Raw genomic sequence first — 21,898 nt, 5'->3', positions numbered from 1 at the left:
GTACTAACGGGTGGAAATCCCGAGCACACTACAGGGTGGCGGAAGCGCATAGCTGACTGATAGTGCCTGGCTGCGAGGCAGGGTGCGAAGGATCAGAAGGCAAACCTCGAAACAGGCGGCAAAACCATGTTGGCTAGTGGAGCCGGGTGACCTTGCAAAAGAAAGGGATGTCCAATACCAGACGTTGAGGAGTCATACGAAGGGATAGTAGCGAGAAAGCTTGCAGAAAAAGCCGCAATGGCAAGTGAGCCTTGAAGGATGCGATCGACACGGGGGCTTTCACGGTTTCGATGCAGCCGCAGGAAGCAGATTTTCTATGTGGGGGTTCGAGTCCCTTCACCAGCACCACAAAACAATAAATAAACTCTTTAGGTACTTCTACCGTAGAATTGACAAACAATGAATAAAAAACAAATGCACGAAGTACAAGACACGTTATGACAAAAGCAATTGTGTAAAGGAAAATATAACTTTCCTCATACAATTATGTGATGGGTGCATTTCTTCTGTAATATGACAATAGGCGACATATATCAATGGTTATACTAGACATGAATAGGGATTTGATTTTAAATAAAAAGGGGTAGAGACATGATGAAACATTTACAAGGAAAAGTGGCAGTTGTGGCAGGCTCAACTCGTGGAGCCGAGCTACTACGCCGCACTTTTAAGGACCGTGAGAAAACAGGGATTGATCGTTGAAATTACGGATGGTGATGATTACAGGTATCGAGGAAATTTGTACTACAGTTTGGCTAAAACATCGGTCATTCATCGCGCGCAATTCAATGTCGAAGGAACTAGGACGGGCAGTAGTGGCGCTTGCTACCGAGGCCAATTTTTGGCTAATGCTTCACTTTCTTCTTAGCGTTCGGATGATCTTGTTCGAGTCAGAATTTTGAAAGAAGGGAGGGATGGAAACTGAGGGCGGATCGATTGATTTCCATTTTGTTGTTCTTGCAGAATCGTGGCCGGATGACATCCCGGGAACTAGCAGAAAAGCTGGAGGTATCTGAAAGAACCATTCATCGTGACATGGAAGCTTTAAGTGCGGCTGGCATTCCTGTCTTTGCAGAGCGGGGTTCAAATGGAGGATGGGCATTATTTGAAGGATATCGCACAAATCTGACCGGGATGAAAACGGAAGAGATGCAATCGCTGTTGCTTGCGCATTCTTCGAGACTGTTGGGAGATTTGGGACTAGGCGATTTTTTTGATGATGCCTTTCAGAAGCTTCTGGCAGCGTTTCCTGCAACGATGCGCGGAGATGTGGAAATTGTTCGTCAGCGCATTCATGTAGATGGAGCAGGTTGGCATCAGTCTGATGAGTTGTTATCTGAATTGCCTGTTGTTCAGGAAGCTATTTGGGAAGAAAAAGCTGTTTATACAATATCGTCGAGATGACTCTGTTGTTGATCGGGTAGTCGAACCCTTAGGTTTGGTAGCCAAAAGCAGCATATGGTATCTTATCGCTATTGCGGAAGGAGGAGATATCCGCACCTATCGGATTTCCCGTATGGTGAGTGCCCGGATGTCAACGGAGTCTTTCGAGCGCCCAGATTCTTTTGATTTGGCCTTATACTGGGAGCAATCCACCAAAAAATTCAAAGCGAGTCTGCCTCAATATCCTTCCCGAGTGCGATTCAGCGATAAAGTGTTATCTCGCATTTCTCAGCAGCGTTATATGAAGATTCTACACACCGAGTCTGTGGACAGCCATTGGTTGGATGCCGACGTTGAATTCCATACGCTCGATTCAGCATGTGAAATATTGCTTGGTTATGGTCCGTTAGTGGAAGTGTTGGCACCGGCTGAGCTGCGCGAAAAGGTATTATCCCAAGCAAAAGCGATTCTCTTGATGTATAGCTAAGGCTGAAAATCCTTTATACATAAAGCCCCCTCGTTTTCACCAATATGACAATAGATGTCTATAACGGTCGTTACACTATATCTATATTTGGTATTAACGACTGGAGGGAATGCATTTGTACCTTTTTCTGTGAATCAAAACAAAAATTCAGATCAAAATTACTATAATATATGGTGTATGAAGGAAGCTGAAATGAGTAATTATTTAAAGAGAACAACAAGTAGTAATGGTAACAAATCATATCATTTCTTTAGAACAATTCAAACAAAGCTCGATTACTTGGAAGTACTATTTGATTCATATGACGACACATATTTTACTTATAAACGAAATCCCCAAATTAAAATTGAACTAAATAAAGCATTCTATGAATATAAAGGCTTGCCGTTCCTTGCCCCGGAAGTAGTACTGCTATATAAGTCCAAAAACATAGATACAGATAATAACCACGATTTTAATGCAGCTCTTACATGAATGGATTAATAGATTATGAGAGTTAAATCACAGAAGGCAGGAACATCCGATAACACCGTATTCATGCTACGTTGCTGACGCTCCTTGGTTTGCCTGAGGAAAAACCATCGAGGTGTGAATATGCTGGATGCATTCACTAAAAAGAGAATTGAAAAAATAATGTTGAGAATAAACGATATAGGATGTACACAAAAAAGATAAATGAAAGAAATACACAAACATTTACTTTATTTATATTTTTAGCAACTCTAAACCACCTACAGAAATGAATCCTACTCGTTACATTAAAATGACAGCAAAAGATATTAAACACATGGAGAATCCGCCTAAAGGGCCTGTTCCATAATTACTTAATGGAAGACGTGCCTAATGGAAGTCAAATCGAGCTTTGGTCATTATGGATTGGAGATGATGAACAGAAATCGATCGTAAGAAATTAAAACTCAAGGAACTAACCGTCATGGATATTGAAATGATAAAGAACCCAAGCTGGTGTATGATGATGGAGTGAATGTGAAATATGCTCTGATAAATAAATATCAGGGTCATTTTTATATGCAATATACAAAATATTCCAAAACCATACTATGTACGGAATTCGGAGATGAAATGATGAAACCGATTGGTCAGGGCAGAACAGCCGATATTTTTGAATATCAAAAAGACAAAATTATGAAGCTCTATCATCAGGGGTTTCCAGAAGATGCTGTTAATCAGGAGTTTCTTATCAGCAAGTTTATCTATTCTCTGGGCATTCATACACCACATGCCTATGAATTAACCGATGTTGACAGCAGGCAAGGCATTGTGTTCCAACGTATAGCAGGGTCTTCTTTACTGAATATAATAACGAAGAAGCCTTGGCAAATTAAAAAACATGCTAGAACTTTAGCAAGTTTGCATGCTAACATACATACTCATCATGCTGCAGGGAATTTGAGAAATCAGAAGCAAGTATTGAGCGGCAGCATCCAAGCTACGCCACTCCTAACCGAGGAAGAGAAGAAAAAAACGATTCATTATTTAGAGCAACTGTCTCCCGGTGATATGCTATGTCATGGTGATTTTCACCCTGATAATGTTATGGTCGGCGAGGAGCACTGGATTATCGACTGGATGACTGGCATGTCTGGTAATCCTGCCGGCGACGTTGCTAGAACATTCCTATTGCTCAATCATGGAACGATGCCCGATGGTACTCCGAAGTTATTGAAAGCGATTATTAACTTTTTAAGAAACAATTTGAAGCATGAATATATGAAGCATTACTTAAGTGCATCGGGGCTGGCTTACTCGGAGATTGACAGATGGATATTGCCTGTTGCCGCTGCCAGATTGGTCGAGTGGATACCTAAGGAAGAAAAAGATACGCTAATCATGTTGGTTAAAGATCGATTGAGGGCTTTATTATAGAAGGGAAGGGCAGGGGCCTTACGGCTTCCTTCGCCTATCCATTGATTTAATTGGGGGTAATGGTAAGGATGGGCCTGTACGTTAAAGAATCGGGAAATAAGAATGCTCCAATCCTTGTATTTTTACATGGCGGGGGAGTAAGCGGTTGGATGTGGGAGAAGCAGGTACAATTTTTAAAAGAGGAGTACTTTGTCTTGATTCCTGATCTCCCTGGTCACGGTAACAGCGGAAACGAGAAATTTGTATCTATCAATAAAACGGCTGAGGATATAATCAACATCATACAAGAAAGGAAAAATGGTCAAAAGGTTACGATTATAGGCTTTTCTCTAGGGGCTCAAATCGCTTTAGAAATCTTAAGTGTAAAGGAAGATATTATTGATCAAGCGATTATTGTGAGCGGGCTTGTACGGCCCTTGAAATATTTCCAAGCTATCTTGAAACCTTTGATCCGGATTTCGATGCCGTTAACCAAGAGCAAATCCTTTGCAAAGCTTCAAGCAAAAGTATTATATGTCGGCGAGGAGCAATTTGATTTATATTTTCAAGATACTATTCAAATGAGCGTAGAGGATCTGCTTAGGGTCTTAGAAGAGAATATGTCTTATCGCATACCAGACGGATTTAAACGTAGTAAAGCAAATATTTTGGTGTTAGTGGGGGAAAAAGAGAAAAAAACAATGGGAAAATCAGCCGTCGTTATCACCAGAAGCAATCGAAATTGCCAAGGATATATGATTCCGAGGGTTGGACACGGAATTTCTCTAGCTAACCCCGATTTCTTCAATAAATTAGTAGAAGCATGGATGAATGAAAAAGAATTGCCGAAGGGAATGCGATCTATCGATTAGATATGACACGAGTTGGATTAATAAGACATGAGAGACGGATTGGAATACTGAGAGACGAGCGCAGGGGCAGAGTGACATCCCTCTAAATGACGTTGGCACGTGCATTGGCAAATCGACTGATGAACGAACAATGGGATTATATATTTTTCGAGTGACCTTTCACGTGCAAAGGAAACGGCAGATATTGTGGCTGGAACTTCAAGACGCCAACTCAAGCGGAATATGTCTATCAAAGTATTCGGCATGCAAGCGATGCGATTTATTTAATGAGGGGGTTGATTCACATGAATTCAAATGAAATCGTTGACAACTTCTTAAACTTCCTAGATGTACCGAAACGCGAAAATGATATTAGCTTTTTGAATGATCTGATTAAAAGTCATCAATTAAAGGTTAGATGGGAAAACCTGACTAAAATATTGGACTATGAACGCGGTTATGCAACGGGCGATTATATTCCGCCGATTGAAAAATATTATGACCGCATCATGAATCACGGGTATGGCGGCACTTGCTGGACGATATCGATAGGCTGTTATTGGCTGCTGAAGCAGTTGGGATTCGATGTGCATTATTTGTATATGGACCCTGGCCACTTATGTTTGCGCGTAAATTTAGAGCAGCCTTATTATGTCGATCTTGGTTTCGGCGCTCCGTTGTTCCAAGCTTATCCGCTGCATGAGTCGTTCGTCGCCAACGACAACAGGGAAACGTTCGAATATACCGTCTCAACAGATAGCATCAAGATTATCCGAAATCCAGGTCCTGCTAAAACCTTAAATACGAACCCAGTCACTATCGAAGAGATGCTGCCAATCATCAAAAGCTCCAACAATTGGAATTCGTCTTTTGCGCTTAAAGATATAATGATTTTTGGATATGTCGAGAATATTCCTACTTCATTAACCAACCATACATTAAAACAGTACTTTCCTACCCATAAAAGTGAACAAGAACTGAGTGGAGAAGAGTTGGAGTATTGGATAACAAATCGGTTTCATATGAATTATGAATTATATAAGGCAGCAGTTGAAATATTTAATAGAAGCCGCACAAACACTGATTGATGGGCAATTGCAGTATACAATAGGAAAGATGATATTCATAAATGAAAAGGCGCTGACTGCTTGCCTGCACTGTTGGCGCTTTTCTTGCTTCTGTCAACGGCAGTACCTGGAGTGTACAAAGTATTACAATTTACGCAGACTATGTACTTGAGAAGCAAACGCCAAGCTCTTTCTACAAGACTGAACTATCCAAAACGTTAGAAAGATTAAGTGTAAAGCACCTTTTTATAACAGGTTTTAACACTGAATTTTGTTGCATGTTTACGGCTATTTCGGGATTCGATAGATCAAATGATATTGATTATTATTATCAATATTGCTACAATAAAATTGTTAACTAGTAAACAATATTTATAAGATGATGGCTTTCGTGAAGTGGACAAGGCCATTGGTGGGGAATATATGAGGATAGGAGCAGAGACAAGGAATGGGGTATCCTGAACCGAACAAGCAGTTCATTTTTGGACTGTATTGGAAATTTGCACACTTAAGAGAGCAGTATGAAAGCAGAGAAATCACGGTGTTTCTTGAAAAGGCCTTAGCGTCCGGTGTAACTGACTGTCCGAAAAACATCACCAGCATTCATGTCATTGATTGCATCGGCAAGAACGAGCCGGTAAACAATACGGCCATTGCCGAAAAAATGGAGCTATCCAAAGCGAGCATTACAAAAATCAGCACCAAGCTATATGAAGACGGGTTTGTGAAACGAACGCGCTTGAACGACAACAAGAAAGAAATCTATTTCCGTTTAACTTCCAAAGGAAAGAAGCTATATGAGCTGCATGACAAGCTGCACAAATTAGAAGAAGAGCGTTTTTATCGGTTTCTGGACAAATATTCATCCACAGAGCTGGACTTCGTCAGACAATTTATGCAAGATGCCGTGGGCGAGATGGAACAAAAACTAACCACATAGGAAAGGAATGAAGCAAATATGGCGAGAATGAGTATAACGGAAATTATAAGAGACACAAGACCCGTTCTTCGCTTTAGTGATCAAGCTGTTTCTCGTGAGGCGATTATCGACCTCTTAAACGATGCGGTTTGGGCGCCGACCCCGAACCGCGGTTCTAGCGAGCCCTGGCGATTTATCCTGGTTAGTGATGAAGCAAAAAAGAAACTGGTCGAGATCATGGTGGAAGTTGGAGAAGAATTAAAGCGTTTCAATGTGGAAAATGTGAGAGTGAAAGAACAGTTTATCCAAATGGCGATCAACACCTCAACCTATCTAATCGTTGTCATGAAGGAAAACCCGAAGCAAGAGAAGTGGGAAGACGACTTTGCGACTATATGCTGCATGATCCAAAATTTCCATCTTCTCGGATGGGAGAAGGGGATCGGAATGACGTGGCTAACGGATGATGAATTGTACGAGTCCCCGCAATTTCGTGAACATGCAGGCATCCGAACAGGAGAGAAGGCTGTTAGCATGTTAAACATTGGTTATTACGAGGAAATCCCTAGATCAAAAGCACGCATGCCAGTCGAAAATAGACTTACTATTTTATAATTCCCCAAAATAGATGGGCAGCCAAAATACGTTTGTATTAGGCTGCTTTTGTTTTATTGCGCCATCATAATTGGGATAGGGAACTTCGATCTCGTTCAGAGCGCTTGTTCCCTTAAGATTTGTTTCATCACTTTGCCTAAACTATTTTTCGGCAGAGCATCAGTGAACCTAATTTGCGGGACCTTATAGCTGGCAAACCTTTGCTTGCAGTATTGATGCGCCTCGTCTTCGGAAAGCATACTCCCCGCTTCTTTCACAATATAGGCGCGCGGAATTTCGCCTAAGATCTCATCTGGAACAGCTACTACGGCTGTTTCCAGTACGTGCGGAATTTGCATAATAACGTCTTCCAGTTGATCGGGATATATATTTCTTCCACCAGATATAATGACATCTTTGTATCGTCCCAACACATATAAGAAACCATCCTCATCTAATTTGCCGCTATCGCCGGTGTGGAGCCATCCTTCTCTTAGCACCTTGTTCGTTGCTTCAAGATTATTCCAATAGCCTTTAAAGACGTAGGGGCTTTTTACAACAATTTCGCCGATCTCTCCTACAGGAAGCTCTTCTCCTTTTTCAGGATGGACGATTTTACATTCCACATTTGGCATTGGCATTCCAACCGATTCGGCTTTTTCGATGCCCATTTCAGGAGAATAATAGCTAATTCCAAGTCCTTCTGTGCAACCATATCCGGCTGACATAGTAATTCCCAGCTCGTGATACTGCATGATTAACATCGAAGGTACTTTTGTGCCGCCTACGCTTGCTATTTTAAGTGATGCCGTTTTTCTTCGGCTGTTTTTAAACTCTTGCAACATATAGGTATACATATAGGGAAAAGCAAACATCCTCGTAATTTTTTCTTTCTCAATCATATCCCAAATTTTTGCTGGATCTGATTCAGTTAAAAAGACTATTGTAGTTCCAGAGATGATGCTGTATATCATGTTAAAAACAGAACTTAAATGATAGAGATGATGTACGGCAAGGAACCGTTCATTACTATTAGAAGTGGGATAAGAAAAAACTTCTTTAAAGGATTCTGAAAAAACACGATGGATGAGCTCGCAGGCTTTTGGATTTCCAGTGGTTCCAGAAGTAAACATGAAAAATGCCGTATCGCTCTCGCTGACGGTTACAGGAGGTTCCGTGACCGGATAGCGCCCCATAAAGATTTCATCAAAAGCAGTTGAGGTCTCCATTCCCTCTCCAGCCAGTATGAAAAAGGGGAGCAGCTGCTTATCGGGAAGGACAGCTTCAAATTCTTTATCATAGAAGAGAACTTTGGGCTGGCAGTTTTTTGTTATTCCTTTTAATTCATGAGAGGTATATTGATGATTTAACGGAACAACAATCGCTCCTATTTGTAATGCTGCCATCATGATAGTTGGATAAGGATGATTGTTTTTGCACAAAATCGCAACCCGATCTCCTTTTTCTAAGCCCAATTCCAGTAAATAGTGTGACAATTGATTTACTCTTTCTAAATAGGTGCGAAACGAATAGCGAATATGGCCCCCGACCAGAGCTTCTGTATCAGGGGTTTGCTCAGCGCGAATTTTGAGTATTTCATGCAATGCATACATATGAACAACCTCATTTCCTATTATGTTCCCATCATATTCAAAAAATGGTGTATATTATACTTATCCATCATCTTTTCATAATATTCGGGATTAAATCGCTTGGCGGCACAAACGATTCTACAGAAAGGGCGTTCTTTTTTGCTATCCCACATGGTATTTTATTGAATGATTGACAGACAAGCTATTAAAGTGTTTGCATTTAGAAGATTTACGATATAAAATAAAATTAAAATTTTATAAATAATGATTCATTTTGAAATAAAATTTCTGATGAGTAGGGAAGAGATATGTCAATTCATGATAATATTTTGATTAAAATTCGAGACATGAAGGATAGCTTGACACCTGTAGAGAAACTAGTAGCAGAGTATGTGCTGGCGAATTTGGAGGAGATTCCCCATCTTTCGATTAAGAGCCTTGCTCAGCTGACGAAGACCAGTGACGCATCTGTTCTTCGTTTCTGTAAAACCTTGGGCTATACCGGGTACCGCAGCTTTATTGTAAGTATTTCCGCTTCACTCGGATCGATGGATGACGAGCAGAAGGATCAGTACACCGATATACAGCCCGGCGATGATCTGTCCGTGATCATCTCGAATATTTCTCGCAACAACAGTAAATCCATTGAAGACACTCTCAGTGTCATCGATAAGAATGAGATCGCCCGTGCTGTACAAGTGCTGCGTCAGAGCAAACGTATTGCGTTTTTCGGGATTGGCGCTTCCGGTCTGGTAGGGATCGATGCGGAACAGAAGTTTTCCCGGATTAACAAGTTGTGCCACACTTATACGGACGGACACAGCCAGCTCACTGCCGCTACGCTTCTGGAAAAGAATGATGTAGCGATCTTTATTTCCAATTCCGGAAATACGATGGAAATTCTCGATTCGCTGGAAATAGCCAAAAAAAATGGCGCATGCATTATTGCCATTACCAAATATAATAAGAGCGAGTTGGCGGATAAGGCGAATATCGTGCTGAGCATTTCCACGCCGGAGGTAACCATCCGCAGCGGTGCCATGGGATCGAGAATTGCTATGCTGACCGTTATCGACATTCTTTTTGCAGGGGTAGCCAGTGCAGAATACAAAAATGTGAAGAAGTATTTGACGAAAACGCACAACATTTTAGTTAGCAAACATCGTAAATGAATGATGCAGACATCGGTTTTTCGTATTAGCTCCGGTGTCTTTTTTTTGTCGAAAAACAAAATAAAAAAACGATAATATATTTTATAATAAAATTTTATTTCAAAAACTGTTGACCGTGATGATATTTCTCGTTAATATGTGTTTATAAGAAATTTTAAACAAACAGGATAGGAGGATAGCTATGGATGAGTATCTGGCGGGTCTAACGACGGAAGAGATTAACGAGAAAACATTGGCGATAGACGAGTGTACAACCGAACAAATGCTGCATCTCATGAATGAGCAGGACGCAAAGGTTCCGCATGCGGTAGCAGCAGAAATACCGCAAATTGTGAAAGCGGTTGACACATTGCACCATGTTCTTAAAAACGGCGGCAGAATGTTTTACGTAGGGGCCGGATCTTCAGGCAGAATTGGCGTTCTCGACGCCTCTGAATGTCCGCCCACTTTCGGAACGGACCCTATGATAGTACAAGGACATATCGCTGGGGGAGACGTCGCACTGAGATGGGCTGTTGAAGGTTTTGAAGACAATGCAGAGGAGGGGATCGCTTTAATTGAAAGGTGTGGCGTGACAGACCAGGATGCTGTTATTGGAATTACGGCGAGTGGAAGCGCACAATTTGTCATATCTGCTTTGAAAAAAGCAGGTGAAATTGGAGCGGCCACGATTGGCGTAGTAAATAACAAAAACTCCAAATTGGAGAACGTCTGCAACGTCTGCATTTCACCTGTAGTAGGGCCGGAAGTCATTATGGGATCGACCCGATTGAAAGCGGGTACAGCACAGAAGCTGGTTCTTAATATGCTTACGACTTGTACGATGGTGAAGCTTGGAAAGACGTACAATAATCTTATGGTGGACTTGAAAGCAAGCAATATTAAATTGCGTGATCGTTCCGTTCGCATTATTAAGACAGCTACTGGCGTAGATTCGGATACCGCTATTTCTTATTTAGAAAGCGCTTCCATGAGTTGTAAATTAGCGATTATGATGATCAAAACCGGTTTGGATGCAGCAGCGGCAAAGCAAGCATTGGATCAATGCGACGGCAGTTTGAAAAAGGCAATAGGCACCTTTATCAAAGCTGTATAAAAACATTCGATATCCTTGGGGAGGCTTGTATCAATGAAAAGAAACATGCGTGTATTGGCATCCATCTTAGCTTTAACCTTGGCTTTATCCTCGTTAACGGCATGCGGAAGCTCAAATAACGAAGCGAAACCGTCAGATTCAGGCTCTAACGTAAGCGCGGATGCAAAGGACACGATTACCGCTTTGCTCCCGCCGGTTTCTGGTAAGTTCCAAGACAAATTCAAGCAATTGGAGAAGGAATTTAATGAATTATATCCGAACTTGACGTTGAATATCGAACCAGCCAGTTGGGAAGATATGACGCAGAAGTTGGATACGCAAGTGAATGCGGGCAGCCCGCCGGATATTGCGTTTATCCCATCTGGAGGAATTCCGAAATATATCCAGCAAGGGATGCTCCTCGATATTACAGATACGGCAACGCCGGAAATGGTAGCAGATTATGATAAAGTTCCGCTTGAATACATGAAAAACGGCAATGGGCTATACGGCTTCCCGGCTTATATGGAAGTTCACGCGCTGGGCGGGAACAAGCAGTTCTTAGAGGAAGCAGGAATTGATTGGAAGAAAGTGCAAAAAGACGGCTGGACAATTGACGAATTCCGTGAAGCAATCAAAAAAGGCGTCGTTAAGGAAGGCGACAAAACGTCCCGTTACGGGTTTGTATTCGCGACCGCTGGCGTTGCTTCCAAAGACTATTTGAATATTTTGCTCAAAAATGCAGGCATGCCTGCACAGTTCAATACAGATTTGAAATATGCGTACACGAGCAAAAACTTCCTTGAAGTGCTCAAAGATATTCGGGCGCTCATTGATGATGGTTCCATGCCGAAAGAGCTTAGCTCTGTCGATGCAGGGAAACGCTGGAATATGTTCCTTACCGGCCAAACGATGATTACAGGTAAAGGCCTGGCTACTTTTGAGAACAACGCCAACGAGAATAATGAAAAGATTAAGGCGAAGGACGGTAGTGAAGTAAAAGGAAGTATTCCAGTTGATTATATCGTATTGCCTGTCCCTACTTTCCTAGGCGAAAAACAACAAGCGAGTGTCGCGGTTGATGGATATGTAACGTTCCGTGGAACGAAGGAACCGACGGCTGAACACAAAGCAAATGTTGTAAAAGCAGCTTACTTCTTAGCTAGCGGCAACGTTGCGGCAACGACCAACAATGATCTCTTTGCTGCGCATATTACCGAATCCGGTAGAAAAGCGGCAGAAACCATGCCATTAAACAGAAATGAAGACAATAAAGCAGCTGTTGAAACCTTGCTCCAGCAAGCAACGCCTGCACGTCCGGATATCCCGACGGATTTGGGTGCAAAAGCGATCAAAATGGAAGATGAAGTTATCGTGCCAAAGCTTCAGGCATTAATCGCTGGCGAAATTACGCCTGAAGCGATGTATGAAACCGTTAAATCTGCAGCTGTGAAAGCTTTCGGTGAAGATGGAGTTGTGAAAGAGTAGATGTTTGCTTCGGATAGTCGCACTCACGTTCATGCGACTATCCGAAAATGTATGTGACACTGAGTATTGAAAGGGGTTTCGCAATATGACCCAATTAGCTAAACCGTTAAAGAAACGGAGAATTAAAGGTGATGGAGGTTGGGGATATGCGTTTATCGCAGTTGCCTTAGTTGTATTCGCGGTGTTTACTGCATATCCGGTCGTCAGTGCTTTTATTATTAGTTTTCAGGACTACAAACCGCTCGGTTCCACCTTTGTTGGATTTGACAATTATATTGATTCCTTTAAAGATTCTTTGTTCTGGAAATCATTAGTAAATACGGTTGTGTATACGATTCTAACGGTTCCCGTTGCTTTGATTATTTCATTTGGCGTGGCTATACTCATTTTGCCGTTGAATAAGAAGCTGCAGACCACGTTCAAGGCAATCTATTACTTGCCGGCCGTTGCGTCAGGCGTTGCATTATCTGTCGTATGGCTTTGGATTTTCGATCCGATGCCAACCGGCATTCTCAACCAGGTACTTGGCTTTTTCGGCATAAACAACCAGAACTGGCTCGGATCAAGCTCTACGTCTATGTTCTCATTGGTTCTTATGTCCTGGCTATCCAGTCATGGCACGAGCATTATTATTTATTTGGCGGCACTGCTTGGTATTGATGATAGTTATTATGAGGCAGCGGAATTGGATGGAGCTTCATTTATTAAGAAGATGTGGTACATCGTTATTCCTTGTCTGAAACCAACGACGTTATTTCTGTTAGTAACTGGTGTCATCGGTTCTTTCCAAGTGTTCCAGAACGCTTACCTGATGACGGGCGGCGGTCCGGACAACGCGACTACAATGGTGGGTTTGCTAATTTTTAATAACGCTTTCAAATACTTTGAATTCGGTAAAGCTGCGGCACAATCCCTGGTTTTGGCCTTGATTATTGGTGTAATCTCATTGGTTCAATTTAAATTTTGGGGCAAAGACGTGGAATATTGAGGAAGGGAGAGAAACCGACGATGTCACTCTATAACGATCATACCGGACATGTGGCAGCGAAATATATTAGAAACGCTGTCATTATTATCATACTTTTGCTTTTTGCTTTGGCAACGATCTTCCCTATCTATTTTATGATTATTTCCTCCTTTGGGGATCCCGTCGAAGCCGGGGCGATGAGCTACTCGCTCATTCCGACCAAGATATCTTTGGATTCGTACAAATTCTTCTTTGAATATAGCGAATATTCATTGCGCTGGCTCTTAAACTCATTGTTTGTGGCGAGTGTAGTCACGGTTTCGAATGTGTTCTTTGCGAGCATGGCCGGATACGCATTCTCCAAAATTCGATTTAAGGGCAGAACGGCGCTTTTTACGTTGTTGTTGATCGCGATGATGATTCCGTATCAGGTTACTCAAGTGCCGTTGTACATTCTGATTGTGAACATATTCCAAATTCAGAATACGTATAGCGCATTGATTTTGCCGGGCCTCGTTACCGTATATAATATTTTTCTTGCTAAACAGTTCATGAGCAGCATTCCTACTGAAGTTCTGGAATGTGCGAAGATCGAGGGCTGCAATCAGTTTCAAGTATATTTCAGAATCATTCTGCCGTTATCCAAGACCGTTCTGGCCGTGATGGCGATTCTTACGTTCATGGATAGCTGGAATACGTTCTTCTGGCCATTCTTGGTAACGAATACGATGGATATGCAGACGATTCAAGTAGGTCTTAAAAACTTTAGATTCGCTAACACGACTTATTTTGCGCCGATGATGGCAGGTGCGACTATCTCTGCTTTGCCTATGTTTATTCTCTTCTTCAGCTTGCAAAAGTATTTCCTGAAGGGCGTAACCGTAGGTGCGGTAAAAGGCTAACACACCCTGCGCATCAACCTTGCGCCTTCATCGTTGCGATGCAGGTTTATGTCCGGCATACATGTGGGAGGTGTCACATCATCATGCTCGTTGCTTGGGATCGGCAGTATATGGATGAGGTCATTGCTGTATGGAACGAAGAAGCCGTGCAAGAAGGATACAAAGAGCTTACGGCAAAAAGCTTCGAAGATATTTTTTTGTCGAGTCCTTATTTTGACAGGGATAATACGTTTATCTTACTGGAATCCGACCAGGTTAGAGGGTTTGCCTGCGGGTGTACAGGAGATGACCTGCCTCTCGGGGACGCGGCCGGATATGTCACCTGTATTGTGTTAGCCCATGACTGGAAAACCAACGATAACTACACGATGATGTTAGATGCTATAGAGCGTCGCTTTCAAGCATTGGGTAAAAAACAAGCAGATTTGTTGTTTTTTAACCCGATGATGTTGCCTTGGTATATACCGGGTACCCCGAAGCATGAGCATAATAACGCGCCAGGTGTGCCGTTAAATAGTATGTTATATAAATTTCTGCTCGGTCAGGGGTATATAGAGCGCGCAAAAGAATGTGCCATGTATTTGAATCTGGCTTCCTTCGCCATTCCGGAAGACATAAGAGCCAAGGAGGAAAAAGCGGCTGCTGACGGTTACCGGGTGGAACTGTTCGACCGGGTCAAACACTACGGCGTAGATGAAATGCTGCACGGATTGGATAATCCTCTGTGGAAGAGGGAAATCGGGCAAGCTGCTTCAGACGGTGTGCCTGTGGTGATTGCGGCCCATCAAGGCAAGGTCGTCGGGTTTGCCGGTCCGGTCATTCGACAGGAGAACGGGCGCGGCTATTTCTCTGGTATCGGCGTAAGCCCTGCTCATGAGGGGCATGGTCTGGGAACGATTCTATTCTTTACACTATGTGAGGCATTTCGGCGTATTGGAACCGAGTATATGTCCCTTTATACCGGAAGCACGAATCCTGCAATGCGTATCTATGAGAAGGCTGGCTTTCAAACCGTAAAACAATTTTCCGTCATGAGAAAGGAGTTTTAGTTATGAGCGAGCAAAAAGTTACGATTTTAGCCATCGGTGGTCATGTGGGAGATATGGAGCTGACAGCAGGCGGAGTGTTGGCAAGCCATTCTCTTAAAGGAGACCGTATTGTAACATTAGCGCTGACAGCAGGTGAGCGCGGGGTTCCCGCGGGCAGAGATATGGCGGAGTACCGCGAGCAGAAGGTGAACGAGGCCAAAGGGTTTGCAGAGATGCTGGGCGGCGAAGCCATCGTATTCGACATACCGGATGGAGAACTGCAGGATAGCGAAGAGATGCGTCTGAAAGTGTGTGATGTCATTCGCCAAGTACGTCCCAATATCATTATCACCCATTTCAAGAACAGCATGCACAAGGATCATATGACGACACACCGCATCGTCAATGACGCACGCTTTTTTGCCGGCTTAGCTTCGTTCCAACGGGAGCTTCCTGCGTTCTTCGCTTCCAGACTCTATTATGCGGAGAACTGGGAGGACGCAGTTGACTACAAGCCTTATGTTTATGTAGATTTCTCCAGAGAAGCCTATGATCTGTGGGTTAAGGCAGTGTCCTTGCACTGGTTCGTGACAGGCAGCGCTTCCTTCCCTTATCTGGAATACTACAAGCATTTAGTTCGAGTTCGCGGCATTGAAGCAAGAAAGGAATATGCGGAAACCTTCATGGTTCCAGAAGAAAGCATGCGTGTGCTTAAAACTGAATTATAACAACAAATGACTGTAACTACGCATCGTTACAGTCATTTTGCAAATCGCAAACGAATGATGGGAGGCAGCTATGATCCGAAACGGTATTGATTGTATTGGACAGTATACTCATCTGTTCAAAGGAAAACGATTAGGGCTGATTACGGCACCGACCGGATTGAACGATGACTTTGTAGCTACGATCCAAATTATGCATGAGAATTTCAATTTGGTCGCTCTATTTTCGCCAGAACATGGCGTACGCGGCGATCAAGCTGCAGGAGCTCAGGTAGATACTTATTTGGACCCTATTACGGGTGTGCCAGTGTATAGCTTGTATCGTAAGGATTCCAAACGATTAAGTCCAGACATGCTGGATGAAGTAGATATGGTCGTATACGATATTCAGGATGTGGGGGTCCGGTATTATACCTTTATTTACACGATGTTGTACGCATTGGAAGACTGTGCTACAGCGGGGAAGGAATTCGTCGTATTGGACCGGCTCAATCCATTGGATGGGGTGACGGTAGAAGGAAATATATTAAAGCCGGGGTATCAATCTTTTGTCGGCAATTATCCGCTATGTGTGCGTTACGGTCTGACGGCCGGCGAGGTGGCGACGATGGCGAACGAGCAGATGAATTGGAATTGCAAGCTGCATGTGGTGCGTTGCGACGGTTGGGAGCGGAAGATGCAATTCCCCGACACCGGGCGTCCATGGGTAATGCCCTCCTTGGGAATTCCGCGGTTCGACACGGCATTGTTGTATTCAGGCACCTGCTTATTCGAGGGCACCAACATTTCTGAAGGCAGAGGAACGACAGCTCCCTTTGAAATCATCGGGGCCCCATTTATCAATGCTGAGAAACTAGCGGATGAAATGAACAGTCAGAAGCTGCCTGGGGTCATATTCCGCCCCGTTTATTTCAAGCCTTCTTTTTCTAAGTTTCAGGGAGAACAATGCAGTGGCGTGCAACTTCATGTGATCGATAACCGTGCGTTTCAGCCTTTGGAAACAGGGGTCATGCTGATGTATGCCATCAAGCGTAACTATGAATTGTTTACTTTTTTGCCGCCGTTAAAGGAGAATTCCAGACCTTTTATTGATTTGTTATGCGGAGATAAGCTATATCGGAATGAATCCGTAGATGTTCCGGCTTTGTTGGAGCAATTCCGTGAAGAGAGTCGGGAGTTTGCTCGCATGAAGCAACAATATCATCTATATGAATAGTTCGTGTTCCAATGAGCCGCACAGGGTAGAGGAAGGATGTGAGCCTATGTTGAGATATGTGGCAGGACTGGATGGCGGCGGCACGAAAACCGCCGTAACCGTGGCGGACGAGAAGGGAGTGGCCGTGCACGCCTTTACATCCGGCGCGATTAACTATAATGGGCAGGACGAGGCCAGTATCCGAAGCAGCTTGCGAGAAATATTCGAAACGATAGCCAAGGTATGCGGGGGATTGGATCGTTGCGCTCAAGTCTGCATCGGTGCGGCTGGTGTTAGCAATCCAACGGTCATCACCCGCCTGGAAGCGAGTGTCCGAGCATGCGGGCATCAAGGAGGATTACTCATTACGGGCGATCAGGAAACGGCGCTGTGCGGCGCGCATGATAGCGAATACGGTATTATTCTCATTGCGGGGACCGGGTCTATCTGTTATGGCAAAAATGAATCCGGCCGTTCTCATCGCACTGGCGGTTGTGGTCACCTCATTGATGATGAGGGCAGCGGTTACAGTATCGGTCGGGAACTCATTTCAGCTTTGGTGCGCGCGCATGACGGCCGTATACCCGCGACACCAATCACTGGTATGGTGTATGAGCAGCTTCAATTGGAATCGGTTCAGCAGATCATTGGTTTTGTGTATGACAAACGCACCAATAAAAAGGACATTGCGGCTTTGGCTCCGATCCTGTCACACGCTTGCGCGCTCGGTGATGAAGCGGCTCTGTCGATTGCGAAAAAAAGCGCTTGTTCCTTGTTCGAACTGGTGATTCCAGTTGTGGAGAAGCTGTCACTGCAGGCTGGAACCCTTGCGATGGCAGGAAGCGTTCTGCTCAACAACACCTATGTGCAGACTGCTTTTGCAGACATGCTGATACAGCGCTATCCGGACCTGAAGTGCATAACTGCCAAAAAAGATGCATCGCACGGTGCGGTTCTAATGGCATTGGCAAAGCTCGCTGCCCGCTCATAGACATTTCATCTGGCGATCCTGTTGGTTGCATAGCCGTCCGCATTTCGATAACGGAACAAGTAAATGAATGTTTAAAGCGAAAACACCATTTTGATACATGAACAAATTCAGAACTTTGTTAAATTATTGGACAAATTCCAATGGTCGAGACAAAAAGGGTCGTATTCCCACTAAAGGAATCGTGACCCTTTTTTCTGTAGACAAGGCAAGTCGTTGCCAGTACACTAATAAATATTGATCATGTTGTCTACGGGATGTTGAAGGACGATTGGAATGCGAATTCAGCTGACAACCCTGCGAAGTGCGAAGAAAGAGAGGAGAATATATGAAAAGCAGGAATTCTATAAATCTTCTTTTACAGATTAAGCAAGAACAGTACAAGGTTCCTAAAGAAATATCCGCATTCGAATTGGCATTAGAGATGATGACTCAAATCGGAACCGTTGATCCCGAGCTTCGAGATAAGCTCATCTATTCCACGCTGTGTAAATGGTTCGAAAATAATGAATTTACACCAGAGCAAATGCGAAGTTTATTACAGATTAGCCTTAGTGATAGTCACCTTTTTTGCGGGATAGGCGAGACGGAGACGGATACAGTTTTTACTCGTTCTTTCTCTGTATTAATCGTGCCACTGGCCGTATATGCCCATAAACAATCCAACTATTTAACTGAAAATGAAATCAGTTATATGAAAGATAGATTGATTCTATATGTAGAGCTTGAGAATGATTTAAGAGGGTATGTGACTGGGAAGGGCTGGGCTCATGCCATTGCGCATGCTGCCGACGGTTTGAATATGGCTGTGCGGCTCCTACGGAGTCTAGGTGTGCAGCAAGCCGCTAAATGAGCGGTTTCCAACAAGCATTTCCCTTGCTTTGCAAGGGTTTTTCGTCGTTCCCGCACCTTCGGTTGTTAATGAGAATAATTATCATTTATAATGGTTATTGAAGCAGCGGGAATTGAACCGGAGAGGGTTGAATGGACACGATGATCGAAAATGACCATATATTGCTGTGGAATCATGCTTCCATTACGGTGCTGGATGTGCGCCATACGATGATGAGAACGGGCGAAGCCTTACGTTCTTACAGGCTGCCGGCCAGTGTGTTTCTGCTCGCGACGCGCGGCGGCGCCCAAGTGCGGCTGGACGGCATGGAATATATCATAAAGCGATTTCAAGTGATGCACAGCGGCAAAGGGGCATACCTGGACATTTTCCTGATAGAAGAAGAATTTGAATATTATATGATTTTCTATAAAGCACAGATTCCGCTTCCAAGACGTCAGGACATGGTGAGCCTAATGGAGAGGAACAGTCCGTTTCATATGCAATACAGTTTTTTACCGAACTACCCGATTTCACTTTTTCACAAAGTTAAATTAATGGATCAGGAATGGAGACAGTCAGGGCCGCTGGAGCGGTTCCAGGTGAAATCGTTGTTTTATCAATTCGTCTGCAGTATATTGCAGCAGCTTCATAGACAAGGGATTGATATGAAAGAGCCGGATCTTGCTGCTCAAGCGATCATGTACATCCAGGAGCATTATTCGGAGACGATCACTTTAGAGTCGCTTGCAGAAAGCCTGAACTACAGCGTTCCGCATTTATCGGCTTTGTTCAAAAAGAGTACCGGATACAGCCCGATCGAGTATTTGATTCGGATACGGATCGATGTGGCGGCAAGCCTGTTGGTGGAAACGGATGCGACCTTGCGCGAAATTGCTGAAAGCGTGGGATATAAGGATCCTTATTATTTTGGCCGGCTTTTCAAAAAGTACAGGGGGATTTCGCCTGCCCGGTTTAGAGCCAGGGAATCGGGGCAGCGCAAAGCAGAAGATAATCCCTCTACAACCATTCGATCCTCCATTGTTGTCCGAAGATTTCGGCGTTATATTGATGATGATAATCGTTATCAATATGAGAGAGTGGGAGATATACCGATGTACAGACATTCCAAGTCAACTGCTGCGGCAACATTATTGCTTTGCCTCGCATTGCTGCTCAACGCTTGCTCTGGGGGCGCTTCGAACACGAGCACGTCAACCGGGGGGGAGCGATCGCCCTCAAATTCGGTGTCGGCACCGCAAAGTTCGGCCCAATCCAATTCCGGCCAGACTTCCGATAACCTGCAAACCAAAGTGGTATCGACGATTAACGGTGAAATAGACATCCCGGTTAATCCCAAGCGCATTGTAGCGGATCAATATTTAGGCAGTTTCATTGCGCTCGGCATCACTCCGATTGGAACGCCTGGACTGCACCGGAAAAATCCGTATTTCGCCGAAGCTCTCAAGGACGTGGAGGATATTGGCGATGTGAATGGATCTTTGGAAAAGGTGATCGAGTTGCAGCCGGATCTGATAGTGACTGGGGCAACACCCGACCAAAGCAGATATGAGCAATTATCCATAATCGCCCCTACTGTATCTGTTCCCTATGGCGAATTGAAGAACGCGCATGAAGAGTTGACCTACTTCGGCAAGCTGCTGGGCAAAGAAAAGGAAGCGGAAGCCTGGCTTGCCGAATACGATCGCCGTATTGCCGCTGCAAGAGAAATTGTAGGAAAAGCAGTACCGTCCGACGCGACGTTTTCTATCTTTGAGTTGACGAGCAAGTCGACCTATGTTTACGGCGACAATTTCGGACGGGGCGGACAAGCCGTATATCAGGCGCTGGGCTTCAAACCGCCTGCCCATATCGCGGCGGAAATTTTTGATAAGCAGTGGGCGGAGTTGTCCAATGAGTTATTGCCGCGATATGCCGGCGACTATATCATCCTGACGTCTAACGACCGCACCTTAGAGGATATTAAAGCCGACCCGATCTGGGCTACGCTTGATGCGGTCAAAAACAATCGCGTGTACGTATGGAAAGAGGAACGTTCTTGGTACTTTGATCCGATTGCGGTTCTATCGCAGACGGAGGAAATCGCTGCTTGGCTGACGGGACAGCACTAAATATGTGTACGTGTTCAACATGGTCATGGATAGAATAACTGCTTATCCATTCGACGCTTCCGGCCACTCTCCCCTTTGATCAGTAACAACGATTCGCGCATGCTCAGGCGCCAAGCGGTGCGAACTAACGGTGATGTTGCTGTATCGTCTGAAAAGCAATGTTACCAGAGACACGCACACCAAAGTTAACCTCAGCAACGAAAGGGATGCCTTTCTGAACAAGAGGGAGAGTGGAGAGAAGTACTTGGCAGCGTATGTTAATTGATACTAAAATTGCTGAAAGACCTGCAATTAATCGTTTTCCAGAAGAAGTATATCGAAGGGATGATTTCCGAACCGATCTGGCGCGATCTGTCGGCCGTCAAAAAAGGCAACGTTTATTTTATTAGCGGTGCCCTCGGCATCTCCACGGATCCATGGGCCAGAGAGAAATTAATCGAGGATTTGCCGGGAATTTTGCGTAAATGAGGTTGATTCGGAATAGCTGATTTGGGGCGAAAGATCAGAATGGATTTCATTACCTTATGAAATCCATTCTGTTGTCTGAAATATGATACCTTTCGAGTTCATTGAAAATTATAGAAATTAGCTAAGAAAGCCCTTGCCTTTAGGCTTGGGATGAATTGGCTTAGGAC

Annotated in this window: 19 protein-coding genes and 1 pseudogene; 19 read left to right on the top strand and 1 reads right to left on the bottom strand. The window is 43.9% G+C overall.

Annotated features, from left to right (window positions below; all coding sequences use genetic code 11):
* Positions 1-921 precede the first annotated feature (921 nt).
* The 7 genes and pseudogenes from LQV63_RS29180 (at position 922) to LQV63_RS29150 (ending at position 7,188) form a co-directional block, all read left to right on the top strand.
* Positions 922-1,870, top strand: a pseudogene (locus LQV63_RS29180) (helix-turn-helix transcriptional regulator).
* Between the two features lie 1,083 nt (positions 1,871-2,953).
* Positions 2,954-3,757: an aminoglycoside phosphotransferase family protein gene (locus LQV63_RS29175; protein WP_233699340.1), complete on the top strand. Its 804-nt coding sequence runs from the start codon at positions 2,954-2,956 to the stop codon at positions 3,755-3,757.
* Between the two features lie 68 nt (positions 3,758-3,825).
* Positions 3,826-4,608 carry an alpha/beta fold hydrolase gene (locus tag LQV63_RS29170; protein WP_233699339.1) on the top strand — a complete coding sequence of 261 codons (783 nt, stop codon included), beginning with the start codon at positions 3,826-3,828 and terminating at the stop codon, positions 4,606-4,608.
* 284 nt (positions 4,609-4,892) lie between these two features.
* The gene (locus LQV63_RS29165; protein ID WP_233699338.1) at positions 4,893-5,675 is read left to right on the top strand and encodes an arylamine N-acetyltransferase; all 783 of its coding nucleotides are present in this window, start codon (positions 4,893-4,895) and stop codon (positions 5,673-5,675) included.
* A 56-nt stretch (positions 5,676-5,731) separates the two neighbouring features.
* Complete coding sequence (locus tag LQV63_RS32240; RefSeq protein ID WP_407672987.1) at positions 5,732-6,016, top strand: cysteine hydrolase family protein; 285 nt, start codon at positions 5,732-5,734, stop codon at positions 6,014-6,016.
* An 86-nt stretch (positions 6,017-6,102) separates the two neighbouring features.
* A complete protein-coding gene (locus LQV63_RS29155; RefSeq protein WP_019419886.1) occupies positions 6,103-6,594 on the top strand; it encodes a MarR family transcriptional regulator in 492 nt (163 codons plus the stop codon).
* Between the two features lie 18 nt (positions 6,595-6,612).
* Positions 6,613-7,188 (top strand): nitroreductase family protein, encoded by a 576-nt coding sequence (locus tag LQV63_RS29150; RefSeq protein WP_233699337.1) that lies wholly within the window; start codon positions 6,613-6,615, stop codon positions 7,186-7,188.
* A gap of 95 nt (positions 7,189-7,283) precedes the next feature.
* On the opposite strand, the gene LQV63_RS29145 is transcribed toward LQV63_RS29150, so the two are convergent.
* On the bottom strand, positions 7,284-8,780 hold the full coding sequence (locus tag LQV63_RS29145; protein WP_233699336.1) for a class I adenylate-forming enzyme family protein: 1,497 nt from the start codon (positions 8,778-8,780) through the stop codon (positions 7,284-7,286).
* Between the two features lie 287 nt (positions 8,781-9,067).
* Here LQV63_RS29145 and LQV63_RS29140 point away from each other — a divergent pair, with 287 nt between their 5' ends.
* From LQV63_RS29140 to LQV63_RS29085, 12 genes are all read left to right on the top strand, one after another.
* Positions 9,068-9,931: a MurR/RpiR family transcriptional regulator gene (locus LQV63_RS29140; RefSeq protein ID WP_019419889.1), complete on the top strand. Its 864-nt coding sequence runs from the start codon at positions 9,068-9,070 to the stop codon at positions 9,929-9,931.
* Between the two features lie 181 nt (positions 9,932-10,112).
* A complete protein-coding gene (gene murQ / locus LQV63_RS29135) occupies positions 10,113-11,027 on the top strand; it encodes an N-acetylmuramic acid 6-phosphate etherase (RefSeq protein ID WP_019419890.1) in 915 nt (304 codons plus the stop codon).
* Between the two features lie 33 nt (positions 11,028-11,060).
* The gene (locus tag LQV63_RS29130) at positions 11,061-12,494 is read left to right on the top strand and encodes an ABC transporter substrate-binding protein (RefSeq protein WP_233699335.1); all 1,434 of its coding nucleotides are present in this window, start codon (positions 11,061-11,063) and stop codon (positions 12,492-12,494) included.
* 85 nt (positions 12,495-12,579) lie between these two features.
* Positions 12,580-13,482 carry a carbohydrate ABC transporter permease gene (locus LQV63_RS29125; RefSeq protein ID WP_233699334.1) on the top strand — a complete coding sequence of 301 codons (903 nt, stop codon included), beginning with the start codon at positions 12,580-12,582 and terminating at the stop codon, positions 13,480-13,482.
* A 20-nt stretch (positions 13,483-13,502) separates the two neighbouring features.
* Complete coding sequence (locus LQV63_RS29120; protein ID WP_233699333.1) at positions 13,503-14,363, top strand: carbohydrate ABC transporter permease; 861 nt, start codon at positions 13,503-13,505, stop codon at positions 14,361-14,363.
* A gap of 83 nt (positions 14,364-14,446) precedes the next feature.
* Positions 14,447-15,412 carry a GNAT family N-acetyltransferase gene (locus tag LQV63_RS29115; RefSeq protein ID WP_233699332.1) on the top strand — a complete coding sequence of 322 codons (966 nt, stop codon included), beginning with the start codon at positions 14,447-14,449 and terminating at the stop codon, positions 15,410-15,412.
* A gap of 2 nt (positions 15,413-15,414) precedes the next feature.
* A complete protein-coding gene (locus LQV63_RS29110; protein WP_019419895.1) occupies positions 15,415-16,119 on the top strand; it encodes a PIG-L deacetylase family protein in 705 nt (234 codons plus the stop codon).
* A gap of 70 nt (positions 16,120-16,189) precedes the next feature.
* Positions 16,190-17,332: an exo-beta-N-acetylmuramidase NamZ family protein gene (locus tag LQV63_RS29105; RefSeq protein WP_233699331.1), complete on the top strand. Its 1,143-nt coding sequence runs from the start codon at positions 16,190-16,192 to the stop codon at positions 17,330-17,332.
* A gap of 49 nt (positions 17,333-17,381) precedes the next feature.
* Positions 17,382-18,302: an N-acetylglucosamine kinase gene (locus tag LQV63_RS29100; protein ID WP_233699347.1), complete on the top strand. Its 921-nt coding sequence runs from the start codon at positions 17,382-17,384 to the stop codon at positions 18,300-18,302.
* A 325-nt stretch (positions 18,303-18,627) separates the two neighbouring features.
* Positions 18,628-19,152, top strand: coding sequence for a DUF2785 domain-containing protein (locus tag LQV63_RS29095; RefSeq protein WP_233699330.1), 525 nt, complete (start codon positions 18,628-18,630; stop codon positions 19,150-19,152).
* Between the two features lie 131 nt (positions 19,153-19,283).
* Complete coding sequence (locus LQV63_RS29090) at positions 19,284-21,263, top strand: AraC family transcriptional regulator (protein WP_233699329.1); 1,980 nt, start codon at positions 19,284-19,286, stop codon at positions 21,261-21,263.
* A 261-nt stretch (positions 21,264-21,524) separates the two neighbouring features.
* Positions 21,525-21,731, top strand: a complete 207-nt coding sequence (locus tag LQV63_RS29085; protein ID WP_233699328.1) for a hypothetical protein — start codon at positions 21,525-21,527, stop codon at positions 21,729-21,731.
* Positions 21,732-21,898: the final 167 nt, after the last annotated feature.

Origin of the sequence: Paenibacillus profundus (assembly GCF_021369635.1) — a bacterium.
In the GTDB taxonomy this organism is placed as follows: Bacteria; Bacillota; Bacilli; order Paenibacillales; family Paenibacillaceae; genus Paenibacillus_B; species Paenibacillus_B profundus.
The sequence above is the reverse complement of the archived record's forward strand: the minus strand, read 5'-3'. Positions and strand labels throughout refer to the sequence as shown.

What these genes read in the sequence shown, in the direction of transcription:
- LQV63_RS29155 (WP_019419886.1), top strand. Translation starts at nt 6,103, where the DNA reads ATGGGGTATCCTGAACCGAACAAGCAGTTCATTTTTGGACTGTATTGG.
- LQV63_RS29115 (WP_233699332.1), top strand. Translation starts at nt 14,447, where the DNA reads ATGCTCGTTGCTTGGGATCGGCAGTATATGGATGAGGTCATTGCTGTA.
- LQV63_RS29130 (WP_233699335.1), top strand. Translation starts at nt 11,061, where the DNA reads ATGAAAAGAAACATGCGTGTATTGGCATCCATCTTAGCTTTAACCTTG.
- LQV63_RS29175 (WP_233699340.1), top strand. Translation starts at nt 2,954, where the DNA reads ATGATGAAACCGATTGGTCAGGGCAGAACAGCCGATATTTTTGAATAT.
- LQV63_RS29145 (WP_233699336.1), bottom strand. Translation starts at nt 8,780, where the DNA reads ATGTATGCATTGCATGAAATACTCAAAATTCGCGCTGAGCAAACCCCT.
- LQV63_RS29095 (WP_233699330.1), top strand. Translation starts at nt 18,628, where the DNA reads ATGAAAAGCAGGAATTCTATAAATCTTCTTTTACAGATTAAGCAAGAA.
- LQV63_RS29165 (WP_233699338.1), top strand. Translation starts at nt 4,893, where the DNA reads ATGAATTCAAATGAAATCGTTGACAACTTCTTAAACTTCCTAGATGTA.
- LQV63_RS29170 (WP_233699339.1), top strand. Translation starts at nt 3,826, where the DNA reads ATGGGCCTGTACGTTAAAGAATCGGGAAATAAGAATGCTCCAATCCTT.
- LQV63_RS29125 (WP_233699334.1), top strand. Translation starts at nt 12,580, where the DNA reads ATGACCCAATTAGCTAAACCGTTAAAGAAACGGAGAATTAAAGGTGAT.
- LQV63_RS29110 (WP_019419895.1), top strand. Translation starts at nt 15,415, where the DNA reads ATGAGCGAGCAAAAAGTTACGATTTTAGCCATCGGTGGTCATGTGGGA.
- LQV63_RS29105 (WP_233699331.1), top strand. Translation starts at nt 16,190, where the DNA reads ATGATCCGAAACGGTATTGATTGTATTGGACAGTATACTCATCTGTTC.
- LQV63_RS29140 (WP_019419889.1), top strand. Translation starts at nt 9,068, where the DNA reads ATGTCAATTCATGATAATATTTTGATTAAAATTCGAGACATGAAGGAT.
- LQV63_RS29120 (WP_233699333.1), top strand. Translation starts at nt 13,503, where the DNA reads ATGTCACTCTATAACGATCATACCGGACATGTGGCAGCGAAATATATT.
- murQ (WP_019419890.1), top strand. Translation starts at nt 10,113, where the DNA reads ATGGATGAGTATCTGGCGGGTCTAACGACGGAAGAGATTAACGAGAAA.
- LQV63_RS29150 (WP_233699337.1), top strand. Translation starts at nt 6,613, where the DNA reads ATGGCGAGAATGAGTATAACGGAAATTATAAGAGACACAAGACCCGTT.
- LQV63_RS29090 (WP_233699329.1), top strand. Translation starts at nt 19,284, where the DNA reads ATGGACACGATGATCGAAAATGACCATATATTGCTGTGGAATCATGCT.